The organism is Chryseobacterium sp. MMS23-Vi53 (genome assembly GCF_047651245.1).
Classification (GTDB): Bacteria; Bacteroidota; Bacteroidia; order Flavobacteriales; family Weeksellaceae; genus Chryseobacterium.
Genome location: NZ_CP180265.1, coordinates 1,829,044 through 1,844,241, shown reverse-complemented (window position 1 = coordinate 1,844,241; position 15,198 = coordinate 1,829,044). Strand labels below are relative to the sequence as shown.

Sequence of the window (15,198 nt, the reverse complement as noted above, 5' to 3'; positions counted from 1 at the left end):
TCTTTTTTAATGGAAGTTATCCACAATTTACAGAGACAAATTTAGTATATTTACGGTCATTAATTTATGAGTGTAATCGTAAATCGGTTACATTTTATCTAAAATTACAGACTTATGAATCATAAACCGGTAGAAGGTTTTTCTAAATTAACGAAACAAGGAAAAATCGATTGGCTTGTTAACGAATACCTCGATGGAAACTCAGAATATCAACATATTTTAAATCAATATTGGAACGAAAATGCAGAGTTGCAGAAACTTCACGATGAGTTTTCTGAAAATACGATTTCCAACTTCTATATGCCTTACGGAATTGCACCAAATTTCTTAATCGACGGAAAATTATTCGCTCTTCCAATGGCAGTTGAAGAAAGTTCTGTAGTTGCAGCGGCTTCAAAAGCAGCGAAGTTTTGGATTGATAAAGGTGGTTTTAAAACAACAATTATCAACAACGAAAAACTAGGTCATACTCACTTTATTTTTAATGTTGAATCTCATAAGCTGCTTCATTTTTTTAATTTTAATTTAAAGAAAAAATTAATTGAAGCAACCAATGATATAACTGCCAACATGAGGAATCGCGGCGGCGGAATTTTAGATATCAAATTAATTGATAAAACTGCTGAAATGCCGAATTATTACCAATTGAAAGCAAGTTTCGATACGGTAGATTCGATGGGGGCAAACTTCATTAATTCTTGTTTGGAGCAATTTGGAAAAACTTTAAAGCAGGAAGTTGCAATCAGTGAAGATTTTTCACAAGACGAAAAGAATTCTTTGCAGATTGTGATGAATATTCTTTCCAACTTTACACCAGATTGTATCGTAAGAGCTGAGGTTTCTTGTAAAATTGATGATTTAAAGGACGACAGCGGAATTTCTAATGAAGAATTTGCTGCAAAATTCAAACAGGCGGTTACGATTGCTGAAATCGAGCCTTTCCGTGCAACCACTCACAATAAAGGAATTATGAATGGAGTAGATGCTGTTGTTATTGCAACCGGAAACGACTTTAGAGCGACGGAAGCTTGTGCTCATGCATATGCTGCAAGAAACGGAAGATATTCTTCTTTAACACACTGTACGACGGATAACGGTATTTTTAGATTCTGGATCGATCTTCCAATTTCTGTGGGAGTAGTCGGTGGTTTAACGAATCTTCATCCTCTTGTAAAATTCTCTCTGGCACTTCTTGGAAAACCTTCTGCTCAGGAATTGATGAGTATTTTGGCGGTTTCAGGATTGGCGCAGAATTTTGGAGCATTACGTTCTTTGGTGACCACCGGAATTCAAAAAGGTCACATGAAAATGCACTTGCTGAATATTTTAAACCAATTAGGCGCAACAGAAGAAGAAAAGCAACATTTTGTGACGTATTTTAAAGATAAAACAGTGAGCCATCATGAAGTTATCAATGAGTTTAACAGAATGAGAGGTCAATAATGCTACAAATTATTCTGCCAATAATATTTCTCCTTTTCGGATTGTTTTTAAGGAAAACCAATCATCCGGGATTCAGGAGTTCTAAAAAATTTGCCATCATGTTTATCATTTTAGGGATTTCAACGTTGGTGGCGAAATTTATTTTAATCTATCTGAAGTCGAAATAATGAGAAGCAAAATTTTATTCTTTCTCTTGATTTCTGGTTTAAGTTTTTCACAGCAAAAAAATGTGAAGATATCTGATTTGCAACCTAAATCTGAGGATTTTACTTTTCCTAAAATTTCTTACACTGAAAAACCATTAGTAGAGAATAAAATCAATACCTTTTTGCAGGTTGATCAGCTTGAATATATTCCCAATTCGGAAGGAAGTCCTTCGAAATTGGTTTTTTCTGGAAAAACGTCATATTCCAACTACGTCTATTTTTACAGTTGGGAAAAATTGGAAACACCTAAAAATATTTTAAGCATTGCAATTGACGGTGAAGCTTCAGGAGCATATCCGGAAGGTTTTTCTATTTGGAAGAATTTTGATTTGAGAACGGGAAATTTAATTAATGCAAAAGATTTATTTCAACCGAATTCAATAAAAATAGTTGAAAATTTAATTCGAAAAAGCATTGAAAAAGAAGTTGATGATTTTATTGTTCAATTGAAATCTGATAAAAATCCTTCAGAAGAAGTTTTAGACCAAATTTCCATTTATGAAGGATGCTTTACCGATTTTACTTTAGATGGAATTGAATATTATTTTGCAAAAGATAAAATAAGGTTTATTGCTGGAAGATGTTCAAATCATGCGATGAGAGCGTTGGATGAATTGGATAGTCATGTCGTTGAATTTCCTTACAAAGAGTTAGAAAAATATTGGAGTTCTTACGCGAAAAATCTTTTGTCTGATTCCGAAAAAGTGGACAAAACAAGTTTTAATAATAAACTATACAAAGGAAAAATCGATGGAAAATATCCCATCACGGTTTTGATAGATAAAGTTTATGAAGACGGTTCTTTTTCTGCAAAATATTGGTATGATAAAAATAAAAAACTGATTGAGTGGAACGGGAAGTTGAAAGGAAATCATATTTCAATTATTGAAAACGATTATTACAGTGAAGAAACTCGTCAGTGGATTTTCAAAGCGTTGGTCGAAGCGGATTTGCAAGGCAACAAAATTATCGGAACTTGGCAGGATTACAAAACAAAAAAATATTTAAAACTAGAATTAGAAGAATTATAAAATGAAAACAATTACTTTAGTTTTTGGAGCTGTTTACGGAATGTTATCCGTTATTTTAGGAGCATTCGGAGCACACGCTTTAAAGAAAATTTTATCCGTGGAAAGGCTGGAAAGTTTTGAAACAGGAGTGAGATATCAAATGTATGCTGCATTCTTTTTATTAATTGTCGGGTACGTTTTGAAATTTGAGACTAAAACCGAAAATTGGATTTCGTGGTTAATGATTTTCGGAACGATGCTGTTTTCTTTCAGTATTTATGGATTAAGCATGCAGGATTATCTGGGTGCAAACTTGAAATTTTTAGGACCAATCACTCCGCTTGGCGGCTTATTCATGATTTTAAGCTGGGGAATGTTGATTTTTTATTTTTTTAAAAATAGGATTTAGGCAGAAAACAATGTTTAGAAAAGCAATTTTATTGATGTCAGCACTTCTTTCTATTTTCGCATTGGCACAATTACCAAAAGTAATCAGTGGAAAGATTGAAAGAGTAGCAGATTTCAAATCTCAATATGTTTCGTCACGAAATGTAGACGTTTGGTTGCCGGAAGGATATTCAAAAAATAAAAAATATTCGGTTTTATATATGCACGACGGGCAGATGTTGTATGATCCCGAAACGACATGGAATAAGCAGGCATGGAATGTAGATGATGTAATGGCAGAACTTCTGAAAAAAGGAAAGATAGAAAATGTAATTGTCGTGGGAGTCTGGAACGACGGAAAGTTGAGGCATTCGGATTATTTTCCGCAAAAGCCATTTGAGAGTCTTACAGTCAGTCAGAAAGATACACTAAGAAATCAGTTAAAGAAATCGGGGAGATCGGAGGACGAATTTAATCCGAATTCAGATAACTATCTTAAATTTCTTGTTAAGGAACTTAAACCTTACATTGATGAAAAATACTCTGTTTACAAAGACCAAAAACATACTTTTGTTGCCGGAAGCAGCATGGGTGGACTCATTTCTCTGTATGCAATTTGTGAGTATCCCGAAATCTTTGGCGGAGCAGCCTGCATGTCTACACACTGGCCGGGAACTTTTACTCTGGAAAACAATCCGTTTCCCGATGCTATGCTGAATTATCTTAAAAATAATATTCCTGATGCCAAAAATCATAAGATTTACTTTGATGTGGGAGATAAAACATTGGATGCATTGTATCCTCCACTTCAGAAAAAAGCAGACATCATCTTAATGGATGCCGGGTTTTCAGATCAAAATTTTAAAACGCTTCTTTTTCCGGGAGAAGATCACAGCGAAAAAGCATGGAACAAAAGATTATTTCAGCCTTTAGAGTTTCTTTTAAAAAAATAAAAAGCCTTAATTAACTGAGGTAAAAATCCGTTTATGTATTTATAATCTGAAAAATTATACAGAGAATAAGGCAAATTTCTTAGATATGTTAAAAATCAAGTCGGTTGAGGTTTAAATTTTAAGTCAATAAACTTGAACTTCCGTGTCTTTTTAGTAAATTTGTCAACCTTTAAATTTTAAAATAAAATAATAAAAATAATATGAATCTTCACGAGTATCAATCAAAAGAGATTTTATCAAAGTACGGAGTAGCAATCCAACGTGGTTTTGTAGCTAATAATGTTGACGAAGCTGTAGCTGCTGCAGAAAAATTGACTGCTGAAACCGGAGCTCAGGCTTGGGTTGTAAAAGCTCAAATTCACGCAGGTGGTCGTGGTAAAGGTGGCGGTGTAAAGTTCTCTCCAAACATGGATAAACTTAAAGAAAACGCTCAAAACATTATCGGAATGCAGTTGGTAACTCCACAAACTTCTGCAGAAGGTAGAAAAGTACATTCTGTTTTGATTGCAGAAGATGTGTATTATCCTGGAGAATCTGAAACTAAGGAGTTTTATGTTTCTATTCTTTTAGACAGAGCTGAAGGTAAAAATACAATCGTATATTCTACTGAAGGGGGTATGGATATCGAGCACGTTGCTGAAGTAACTCCTCATTTAATCCACAACGAATTGATCGATCCTGCTTTGGGTCTTCAAGGTTTCCAAGCTAGAAAAATTGCTTTCAACCTAGGTCTTGAAGGTAATGCTTTCAAAGAATTCGTAAAATTCATCTCTTCTTTATATAATGCTTATACAGGAATTGATGCTTCTCTTTTCGAAATCAACCCTGTATTGAAAACTTCTGATAACAAAATTATCGCTGTTGATGCTAAAGTAACTTTGGATGGTAATTCATTGTTCCGTCACAAAGATCTTGCTGAACTAAGAGATACAAGAGAAGAAGATCCGATCGATGTTGAAGCTGGTGAAGCTGGTCTTAACTTCGTAAAACTAGATGGTAACGTTGCTTGTATGGTAAACGGAGCTGGTCTGGCAATGGCGACGATGGATATCATCAAATTATCTGGTGGTAACCCGGCAAACTTCCTAGACGTTGGTGGAACTGCTGATGCTCAGAGAGTACAGACAGCTTTCGGAATCATTTTGAGAGATCCAAATGTAAAAGCAATCCTTATCAACATCTTCGGAGGTATCGTAAGATGTGATAGAGTTGCACAAGGAGTTGTAGATGCTTACAGAGCTATGGGAAGCCTTCCGGTTCCATTGATCGTAAGATTACAAGGAACTAATGCTGTTGAAGCTAAACAATTAATTGATGATTCAGGTCTTCCGGTTCACTCTGCGATTACTTTGGAAGAAGCTGCAAACAAAGTAAAAGAAGTTTTAGCTTAGTCTAAAATTTTTATATAAAATTAGAAACCGTTTCATTTTTGGAATGGTTTTTTTTTGCAGAGCATTTAAGTGTTTACTTATTCTTTTGAAGCTATTTCCTGCTCTCCGCACTCGCTATTTTTTTGATTTTGGGTCGGCGCGGCGAAGCCGCGCCGACCCAAAATCAAAAAAATGAGCTCAAACATTTGCTGCGATCAGGGCTAGGGTGAAGGTTGTAAATTCAATATTACAGGGAAAATACAAAATTTGTCATCCTGAAAGGATCTAGACACGAATCTTTTAAACCACCATTTCTAAAAACTTTGTGGACTTTATGTTAAAAAATAAAAGTCGATAAAATAATTCTAACCAATTCATTTTAAATTTTTTATTTTTACAATAAGCACCACTGAAATGAAATTATTTTTATACTCTTTCCTTTTTTTATTCATAAATTGTCAATCTCAAACTGGCAAAAGCAAAGCGGTGCAGAAAAAAGATATTTCATTCGAAGACAACTATCATTATCCTTTTACCTTAACTCAAAAAGAATTTCTCATAATCGACTCTCAGAAGAAAATGGATGAGGTTTTTAATCTTATTCATCAGAAAAATCAAGGTAATCGATATGCTGCCATTCCGACGGTGATGGAAAATGAAACTTATATTATCATTAAACCTCACTTAAAAAATTCAAATGATGTGATCATAGAAAATATTAATTTGAATAAAAATATACTTTACATCAAAATAAAAGAATTCGAAAATCCCGATTTTAGTAAACGCAGCCGAATTTCTCCCAATATTCTTTTAAAATTATTGGATCGAATTTTAATTAAAAAAATTATCATGAAACATTAAAACATTAATAAATTAAAAACCTCCCACTCATGAAAGCTAAAACATTTATCGTCTCGTGCCTCCTGGTCGCAGCGCAAGGTTTTGCACAACAAAATTATTGGTCAAAATTAAATGAAAACAGAGTTAGCAAAGAAAACCTTAATCCAAGATGGACGATTCCGAAAAACTATTCTCTGTATCAATTAGATTTAAGCAAAATCAAAGCAGATCTTAAAAATGCACCACAACGTTTCTCAAAAGATGAAAGTTTAGTCATTAAATTTCCAGATTCAGACGGAAAAGTAAGAGATTACATAGTTCAGGAAGCCTCTGTAATGGAACCTGAATTACAAGCAAAGTTTCCTGAAATGCGAGCTTACTCAGGTTGGCAAAAAGATCATCCTGAAAATAGTATTCGCTTCAGTGTAACTCCACAAACAGGAATCAGTGTTATGTATTTCGATAATTGGGATGTGAGTTATTTGGATAGTTATACTAAAGATAATTCATCTTTCATTTTATACAAAAGAAAAGATTTACCGAAAAATGACAGACTTTTCGAATGTAGTGTCGAAAGCGAATTGGATGATTTAAGTAATAACGGATCAACCAATAAAGCACCATTGGTTTCTGACGGACAATTCAGAAAATACAGACTAGCTTTATCTGCAACCGGAGAGTACACAACTTTTCACGGTGGAACGGTTGCTGCAGCAATGGCAGCAATGGTTACATCTATGGCAAGAGTAAACGGGATTTATGAAAAAACGATTTCTACAACGATGCTTATGGTTGCGAACAATAACCTTATCGTTTATACAAACTCTGCGACAGATCCATTTACAAACGGAACTCCAGGTACGATGATTTCACAAAACCAAACCAATACAGATACTGTTATTGGTGCTGCAAACTACGACATCGGGCACGTTTTCGGTACAAATAGTGGTGGATTGGCTGGTTTAGGCGTTGTTTGTGTTTCCGGAAACAAAGCTCGTGGAGTTACAGGTTCGGGTGCGCCTGTTGGAGATCCTTTCGATATCGATTATGTAGCTCACGAAATCGGGCATCAATTTGGAGCAAATCATACATTCAGAGCGGCGACTTCTTCTTGTAGCGGAAATGCCAATAACAGTACAGCTTATGAACCGGGAAGTGGAACAACAATTATGGCTTATGCAGGAATTTGCGGAGCGAATAATAATGTCCAGAACAATAGTGATGCATACTTTCATGCTGCAAGTGTAGTAGAAATGTATGCAGTCCTGCAAAGATCGACAGACTGTGCTGTAAAAACTTCTAATAACAATGGAGTTCCTACAGCAGATGCGGGAGCAGATTTCAGTATTCCAAAAGGAACAGCATTTGTCTTAACAGGTACAGGAACAGATCCTAATGGAGATCCGCTTACATATTTGTGGGAACAGTATGACAACACCAACAATACACAACCTCCTTTGGCTACGGCAACAGTTGGACCTGTTTATCGTTCTTTAATGCCTACAACTTCACCATCAAGATATTTTCCGGTATTGAGCTCTGTTGTGGCTAATAATTTAGTTCCAAAATGGGAAGTTACACCAAGTGTTGCAAGAACATTGAATTTCTCTCTTTTGGTTAATGACAATAAAGCAACAGGAAATCAGGCTGCAAGAGATGCGATGGTTGTAACTGTAACGAATGATGGTCCTTTTACTGTGACTTCTCAAACAACCAACAATACTGTATTTGATGGAAATTCTACAATTCCTGTAAGCTGGAATGTTGCAGGAACAAATACAGGAGCGATCAACACTCAGAATGTGACTATTTTGTTATCTAAAGATGGTGGCGTTACATTCAATACAGTTTTGGCGGCGAGTGTTCCTAACAACGGTTCTGCAACAGTTTCTTTACCGAACGAAAATATTTCTTCGGCAAGAATTATGGTGAAGGCGATCGGAAATATTTATTATGCTTTAAATTCAGCAAGTTTCTCAGTGAATCAAATTGTATTGGCAACGGCAGAGGCAGATATTAAGAGCTTCTCAATGTATCCGAATCCTTCACATGATGTTGTGATTATTTCATTGAAAAATGCTTCTCAAAAAGCAAGTTACACATTATTTGATGCTTCAGGAAGATTGCTTAAAAATGGAAATTTTAAAGGTGAAACTCAATTAAAAGTAAATGATTTAATTAATGGAAATTATTTGATTTCAATTATCTTGGATAACGGAACAAAAATAACTGAAAAATTAATCATTAAAAAATAATTATTGATTTAAAATAAACAGAAAAGCAGCTTGTAAAGGCTGCTTTTTTTATTTTAATTATGATTGAATTTGATACTTATTAACGTCGTCACTTCAAGTAAATTTTAAAAAAAATTATATAGACAAGTTTTTACAATAAAGGTTCTCGATACATTTTTCTTCATTTCATTACGAAAATCACTCGAACTAACGGGATTTTTCAGCCTATGTTCAGATTAATCATGATTTTCATTAATCAAACTTTCTCCTCCTGTAATACTTATACTCGTCGGTGTTACCAATTGAATATTATCAGAATCCAGTCTTTGTTTAATTTTTAAAAAAGCCTCACTTTTTAATTGAACCATATTTGCGCCGACTTTCATCCAGAATTTTGCTTGAAGATTGAAAACACCTTGTTTCAAATCTGTGAAAATAACTTCAACAGTATCTAATTTATCCACATTTTCCAGACTCTTTACGACGTCTAAAATTCCTTTTTGAGCTTTATTAATGTCTTCATCGGCTGGAATTTCAAAATTTAAAATTATTCTTCGTTGAGGTGAAGCCGTAATATTGTAAAACGGTGCGTTAAATACAACCTGATTCGGAATGTATGCTTTCTTTCCGTCGTCTGTAATGATTTTTGTTGTTAAAAAACCAATTTCCTGAACCGTTCCAGAATGCGCGCCAATTGTAATATAATCCCCAACTTTAAAAGCTTTATCAATCCCGATCAACATCCCGGAGAAAATACTGGAAACCAGATCCTTTAATGCAACTCCGGCAATCACCCCGGCAACTCCTAAACTTCCGATAAATTTCCAAAGAAAATTACTGAATCCCATAATCTCCAGGGCAATGAAAGTTCCCATCATCATGATGATGAATCTGAAAATTCCGATAATAGTACTTAAAGAACTTTCTTTTTTGCTTTTTGGAAATAATTTGTGAAAAATCTTTACCGCCAATTGGCTTAAATATTTACTTGAAATCAGGAAAAAAGTGAAAACTAAGATTCCTACAACTAATTTTGGGGTAAGTTCTGCAAATTTTAAGTACCAGTTTTGCAAAACTTTATAAACAACATCAATATAACTTAGACCGTTTTTTTGCATGAAGTGAAATTATTTTACATTAAATATAGAAATTTTCAACAAAAATTTTGCCAGTTTCAAAAACTCTACTAAATTTGTAGACTAATAAGAATAAAATATTATGTCAATTAAACTAGGAGATAACGCACCCAATTTTCAGGCTGAAACTTCTGTGGGTGATATTAATTTTTATGAGTATCTGGGAGATTCCTGGGGAATTTTGTTTTCGCATCCTGCAGATTATACACCGGTATGCACAACGGAATTGGGATATACTTCAAAGCTGAAGGAGGAATTTGAGAAGAGAGACACCAAAGTTATTGCTTTGAGTGTAGACGGAGTAGAAGATCATCAAAACTGGATTAAGGATATTAATGAAACTCAGAATACAAATGTACAGTTTCCTATTATTGCGGATAAAGACAGAAAAATTTCTGAGCTGTATGATTTTATTCATCCGAATGCTTCTGCTACTGCGACGGTTCGTTCTTTATTAATTATCGATCCGGAGAAAAAAGTAAGATTAATTATCACTTATCCTGCTTCAACAGGAAGAAATTTCAATGAAATCCTGAGAGTTCTGGATTCTTTACAACTTGTAGATTCGCATAAGATTGCAACGCCTGTCAACTGGAAAGATGGTGACGACGTCATTGTCCCGCCCAGCATTTCCACGGAAGATGCAAGAAAAATCTTTCCTAAAGGAGTGACAGAAATAAAGCCGTATCTAAGATATACGCCTCAACCTAATACATGATTTATTTGATTTTTTATAGTTTAGTTTTAATTTGTACGAAAATCGCCGGAGAAAATTTCCCCGGCGATTTCATTTATACGTGTATGTGAATGTGAAGTGATTGCTTATTGTGCAACATCTCTTGCTACTTGCTTAGCTTTTGATGTTGGAATATAGATACTGAAACCTACATTGAATGTAATGTTAGAGTTTAGCCCTTCGCTACCGAAACCAGCCTGTCCCTGATATTTTACCAAACCTTCAAGACCAATATTTGGAGTAATAAAGTAAGAATAACCAGGACCAACACCGAAGTCAAGACCTGTCGTAGAATTTCCGTTTTCTACAGAAGATCCACCGATACCTACGTTACCTTCGAAGAACCATCTTCCGTGCTGTAATAAATTGTCTACACCCTTTTCTCCAGGAGAAAGATAGTAACGACCTAACCCTCCAACTGCATAATCAAATCTTGTAGGGCTACCGTTGGTAACTTTGCTGATACCTAAATTTACATATCCCCCAACTGATACATTATCTTTAATGAAATAAGCACCTTTTGGCTGTAAAGCTATGCTGTAACCACCACCAGTGTTTAATCCGAAATTACTAGATAGTAAGCTACTACCTACCAACCAGTTTCCTTGCTGAATTTGTGCATTTGCAGTTGTAGCAAGACCAGCTACGGCTAATATTCCTGTTAAGATTAGTTTTTTCATAATTTATTATTTTTAATAATTAATGTTTATCACTTGATAAGGATCTAAAAACAATAAATGTGCCATACCAGCCAAGGTTGAGTGATTTTCAATAAAGAATGTTAATTTAGCTAAAATTAATATTCTTTTATTTTAATATTATGATTAAAATTATTATAATATTAAAAAAATAACAAAATAATAGAAACTATAAGTCCTGCGATTGTGAAAATTATACCTCTTTTGAAAGCTTTGGTTTTAGGATTAAACATCCAAAAGCTCGATATGACAAAAAAGAATAATGATATGCCAAAAAATGCATTTAATGGTGAGAGTGTGTCTTTGGATTGGGATTTGTGAAGTTTTGTCATCTTATCCAATAAGAATGGAAGTTCTTTTTTAGAATATTTTGCTTCACCAGTTACAGCATTATAAGTTCCCTGTTTGAATTTCAGAATGGTACCTTCTGTTTTTTCAAATTCAAATCCTTTTATTTTGAGTTCTTTTCCAAGAGCTTTTTCATCAAGATTTTTTTCGATTACCTTGTCGTATTTTTTTTCTTTTTTTAGAAAATCGGTGTCTCTGTAAATTAGTAGTATTCCGCTTAAAGAATAAACTGCCATAATTCCGGCAAGAAAATATCCCAGATAACGGTGAGTGATTCTCATAAAACTTCTCGTGTCTTTAATTTTATCCATATCTTATCGTTTGTTTTTTTAAAGTTCAAAAGTGGAAGCTGCAAAATTGCAACTTCCACTTTACTGTAGAAATTATTAAATAGTATTAAAAATTTTAAAGTTTGTAAGTCAGTGTGAAATAATAATTTCTCGGTGTAATGGGGTTTACAGAATAATTTTCGTGAACGTTGTAGTTTACAACATCAAATAAATTACCCACTTTTCCTTGAAGCATGAATTTCTTCCATTCGTAGCCAATACTTAGGTCTACAGTTGTGAAACCATCAACGTCGATCATTCTTGTAAGCTGTGTTTGACCTTTTACGTCGTTCCATCCTGCTTTTCTCTCTCCGGTATAAAATGCAGTTGCTCCAACTTTTAATCCTTTTGCAAAATTTGCAAATGTGTAGAAAACCGATGCATTTGCAGTTACAGCAGGTGTTCTTACCAGTCTTTGGTCTTCTACAAAACCATTATCCGGAGTTTTTGTATAAACGGAGTTATTATAAGAAACCCCTCCTATTAAAGAAAGATTTGTAAATGGGTTTCCTGTGATATCTAATTCTACACCACGACTTCTTACAGCTCCTGCATAAATTCTTAAAGTCGTATCACCTGTAGGATTGTTTATTGGAGTTGTGTAAGTATTATTGTTATTGATCTGATAAGCAGTTAAATTAACAGCAATTGCATTATTCCATAAATTCTTTTTAATACCCACTTCATATTGATCTACAGTAGAAGGCTTTAATGCAGACCTTGTATCAAAATCAAAACCGGTATTTGGGACAAAAGAATTTGTGTAAGTAGCAAACACAGAAAGGTTTTCATTTGGGTTATAAATTAAACCTACTTTAGGAGAAAAAGCATGATCTTCTGTTTTGGCACTTGTTGCAGGAGGCGTAAACCCTTGCATAAATATTTTATCTGACGATTCACCATTCGTTAAGTATGAATAACGAATACCCGCTAAAACTTTAAAAGATTTTGTTAATTCAATAAGATCCTGGGCATAAACTCCAAATCTTCTCGTGGAAATTCTTCTTCTGTAAGTTTTGTCTGCAGTTGGCATTACTCCCTCATTAGTCCAGGTTGAAGGATCATTTAATAATAGTGTACCTAAATTCGCGTTACTTAGTTTAAAATTTTGCGCATCCGCTTGGCCAAAATCGCCATCGGTTCCAACCAAAAGTTTGTGAGCAATATTTCCTGTTTTAAATTCACCATTTAAATTAATTTGAAGAGAGGTGTAATTCTGCTCGTTGTAGCTTCTTCCTACAGGCCTTGTCCAGCTTGGATTAAAATTATTTGTTTTTGAATTGTAAGTCCACTGAATTCTTTCTGTAGAAAAATAATCTTTAGTATAATTTTGATAAGAAGCAACAGTATTTAATGACCAATTATTATTAAATTTATGATTTAAAATAACATCGGTGGTAGCTTGTTGATTTGTCTGATATTGCCAGTTTGCTCCAAAAAATTGTTTTCTATCAACTTCAGTTGCTAATCTTGAAATTCCTGTAGCGTTATCTGTAACACTTCCGATTCCGAAATCGGGCGTGAAAGTATGGTATAAATAATCTCCTTCTACAATTAATTGAGTGTTTTCGCTTAAATTAAAGACAAAAGAAGGGTTGAAGTAGTTCTTTTTAGATTCTACAAGATTCCTAAAGCTTTCGGCATATTCATAAGCTCCGTTTACTCTGAAAGCAATATTTTTAGACAAAGGTCCGTAAATATCAACCGTCGGTTTGTAAGAATTCCAGCTTCCTGCACTGAATCCCAAAGCTCCTCCAAACTGGAATTTAGGCTTTTTTGTAATTAAATTAACGATTCCTCCAGGACCAACATTACCATATAACATTGCATTAGCACCTTTTAAAACTTCAACTCTTTCAAGACCAGTTACTTCAGGGAAAACTCCGCTGTTGACTTTTGCTCCATTTTTGAAAATATTATCGTTTCCAAAAGTAAATCCACGTCCACCAAAACTATCCTGGGATCCTCCTCTTGCAGAAGTAAGATAAATTCCATTTACGTTTTTAATGACATCACTCAACTGCTTAGCCTGTTGCTGTTCAATGATTTCATGAGTAACGATAGCAATGGGTTGTGGCGTTTCCATCACTGTCAGATTCGATTTTGTAGAAAATGATTTGGCTTTGTTGGGATTTCCTGTTTTATGAAGGTTGACATCCTCGATCGTCTGGATCTTAACGGTATCAGCTTCAACGTTTTTCAATTGTGCACCCAAAGATACGGCTGTGAATAGTAATCCTAAGGTAACTAGCTGCTTTCTCATTTTACGTTTATTATTATTTAGAGTGGTTTTAAATAAGGCGCAAAGATATTTGTTATTTAGATTTATTCAAAATAAAAACAATGATTTTTATCATTTATTTTCATTATTAATTATTTGTAAATCATGAGTAGGATTTTAATGTAAAATATTTATAAATATATTTGTTAAAAATAATAGTATGCAATTGGTAAAAGTTGGTCTTTGCGCCTTTGGAATGAGTGGAAAAGTATTTCACGCTCCTTTTTTGAAAGAACATCCGGGATTTTTTCTGTCGGCAATCGTCGAAAGAAGTAAGGAGGATTCTAAAGAAAAATATCCCGATGCAAAAATTTATCGTTCGGTTGAAGAAATGCTTGTAAATGCAGATATTGAATTGGTAGTTGTAAATACTCCCGTTCAGATGCATTTCGAACATACAAAAATGGCTCTGGAAGCCGGAAAAAATGTTGTAGTTGAAAAACCTTTTACTGTAAATGTTGCCGAAGCAGAAGAATTGGTAAGACTGGCTGAAGAAAAAGGTTTGTTTTTAAGCGTTTATCAAAACAGAAGGTTCGACCGAGATTATCTTCAGGTTCAAAAAATCATGAATGAAGAAAAATTAGGAGCTTTAAAAGAAGTGGAAATTCGTTTCGATAGATTCCGTACAACGGCGAGTGGAAAAGCCCATAAAGAAAATCCGGAAGCTACAGGATCTGGATCTCTTCATGATTTGGGATCACATTTGGTAGATCAGGCGGTGCAATATTTTGGTTTTCCTGAAAAGTTATTTGCCGATGTTTTTTCAATGAAAGGAAAGGAGTTTGCCAATGATTATTTTGAAATTATTTTATTCTATCAAAATGATTTAAGGGTAAGATTAAAATCTTCAGTTTTCACTAAAGAAGCACATTACGCTTATGCAATTCACGGAGAAAAGGGAAGTTTTTTACAGGAAAGAACGGATAATCAGGAAAATGAACTGGTTTCAGGATCAATTCCAACTTACGGTGAAGACTGGACTCAGCCTTTAAAAGAAGCCGACGGAATTTTGAATTTTTTAAATGAAAATTCAGAAACCGAAAGAATTTTTACATTCAGCGAGCCCGGAAATTATATGAATTACTATCAAAATATTTATGAACATATCGTTTTCGGTTATTATTTGCCATCACCCGGCGGAGAAGTGATTAAAAATATGAAGATCATCGATGCGGCAATGGAAAGTTCGAAAGAAGGGAAGATTGTTACTTTGTAATCATATCTTAG

At 34.2% G+C, this 15,198-nt stretch carries 13 protein-coding genes; 9 read left to right on the top strand and 4 right to left on the bottom strand.

All coding sequences use genetic code 11. The features are described 5' to 3' along the window. Window positions 1-114 precede the first annotated feature (114 nt). From ACKX2A_RS08170 to ACKX2A_RS08140, 7 genes are all read left to right on the top strand, one after another. On the top strand, window positions 115-1,443 hold the full coding sequence (locus tag ACKX2A_RS08170; RefSeq protein ID WP_415328879.1) for a hydroxymethylglutaryl-CoA reductase, degradative: 1,329 nt from the start codon (window positions 115-117) through the stop codon (window positions 1,441-1,443). Window positions 1,444-1,672: 229 nt separating this feature from the next. Further along, window positions 1,673-2,680 (top strand): hypothetical protein, encoded by a 1,008-nt coding sequence (locus ACKX2A_RS08165; protein WP_415328878.1) that lies wholly within the window; start codon window positions 1,673-1,675, stop codon window positions 2,678-2,680. A gap of 1 nt (window position 2,681) precedes the next feature. Next, complete coding sequence (locus ACKX2A_RS08160; RefSeq protein WP_415328877.1) at window positions 2,682-3,068, top strand: DUF423 domain-containing protein; 387 nt, start codon at window positions 2,682-2,684, stop codon at window positions 3,066-3,068. A gap of 34 nt (window positions 3,069-3,102) precedes the next feature. Next, on the top strand, window positions 3,103-3,999 hold the full coding sequence (locus ACKX2A_RS08155) for an alpha/beta hydrolase (protein ID WP_415328876.1): 897 nt from the start codon (window positions 3,103-3,105) through the stop codon (window positions 3,997-3,999). 200 nt (window positions 4,000-4,199) lie between these two features. Further along, window positions 4,200-5,390, top strand: coding sequence for an ADP-forming succinate--CoA ligase subunit beta (sucC, locus tag ACKX2A_RS08150; protein ID WP_415328875.1), 1,191 nt, complete (start codon window positions 4,200-4,202; stop codon window positions 5,388-5,390). Window positions 5,391-5,855: 465 nt separating this feature from the next. Continuing rightward, window positions 5,856-6,230 carry a hypothetical protein gene (locus ACKX2A_RS08145; protein ID WP_415328874.1) on the top strand — a complete coding sequence of 125 codons (375 nt, stop codon included), beginning with the start codon at window positions 5,856-5,858 and terminating at the stop codon, window positions 6,228-6,230. Between the two features lie 29 nt (window positions 6,231-6,259). Continuing rightward, a complete protein-coding gene (locus tag ACKX2A_RS08140) occupies window positions 6,260-8,464 on the top strand; it encodes a reprolysin-like metallopeptidase (RefSeq protein ID WP_415328873.1) in 2,205 nt (734 codons plus the stop codon). A 215-nt stretch (window positions 8,465-8,679) separates the two neighbouring features. Here the strand turns inward: ACKX2A_RS08140 and ACKX2A_RS08135 are convergent, their stop codons facing one another. Beyond that, window positions 8,680-9,561, bottom strand: a complete 882-nt coding sequence (locus ACKX2A_RS08135) for a mechanosensitive ion channel family protein (RefSeq protein ID WP_415328872.1) — start codon at window positions 9,559-9,561, stop codon at window positions 8,680-8,682. Between the two features lie 100 nt (window positions 9,562-9,661). Between ACKX2A_RS08135 and ACKX2A_RS08130 the strand changes: the two genes are divergently transcribed. Then, on the top strand, window positions 9,662-10,297 hold the full coding sequence (locus ACKX2A_RS08130) for a peroxiredoxin (protein ID WP_415328871.1): 636 nt from the start codon (window positions 9,662-9,664) through the stop codon (window positions 10,295-10,297). A 104-nt stretch (window positions 10,298-10,401) separates the two neighbouring features. Here the strand turns inward: ACKX2A_RS08130 and ACKX2A_RS08125 are convergent, their stop codons facing one another. The 3 genes from ACKX2A_RS08125 to ACKX2A_RS08115 form a co-directional block, all read right to left on the bottom strand. Then, the gene (locus ACKX2A_RS08125) at window positions 10,402-10,995 is read right to left on the bottom strand and encodes a hypothetical protein (protein WP_415328870.1); all 594 of its coding nucleotides are present in this window, start codon (window positions 10,993-10,995) and stop codon (window positions 10,402-10,404) included. A gap of 161 nt (window positions 10,996-11,156) precedes the next feature. Beyond that, window positions 11,157-11,672 carry a hypothetical protein gene (locus ACKX2A_RS08120; RefSeq protein ID WP_415328869.1) on the bottom strand — a complete coding sequence of 172 codons (516 nt, stop codon included), beginning with the start codon at window positions 11,670-11,672 and terminating at the stop codon, window positions 11,157-11,159. Between the two features lie 94 nt (window positions 11,673-11,766). Then, on the bottom strand, window positions 11,767-13,953 hold the full coding sequence (locus tag ACKX2A_RS08115; protein WP_415328868.1) for a TonB-dependent siderophore receptor: 2,187 nt from the start codon (window positions 13,951-13,953) through the stop codon (window positions 11,767-11,769). A gap of 178 nt (window positions 13,954-14,131) precedes the next feature. On the opposite strand from ACKX2A_RS08115, the gene ACKX2A_RS08110 reads away from it, so the two are divergent. Beyond that, complete coding sequence (locus tag ACKX2A_RS08110; RefSeq protein WP_415328867.1) at window positions 14,132-15,187, top strand: Gfo/Idh/MocA family oxidoreductase; 1,056 nt, start codon at window positions 14,132-14,134, stop codon at window positions 15,185-15,187. The last annotated feature ends 11 nt before the right edge of the window (window positions 15,188-15,198 follow it).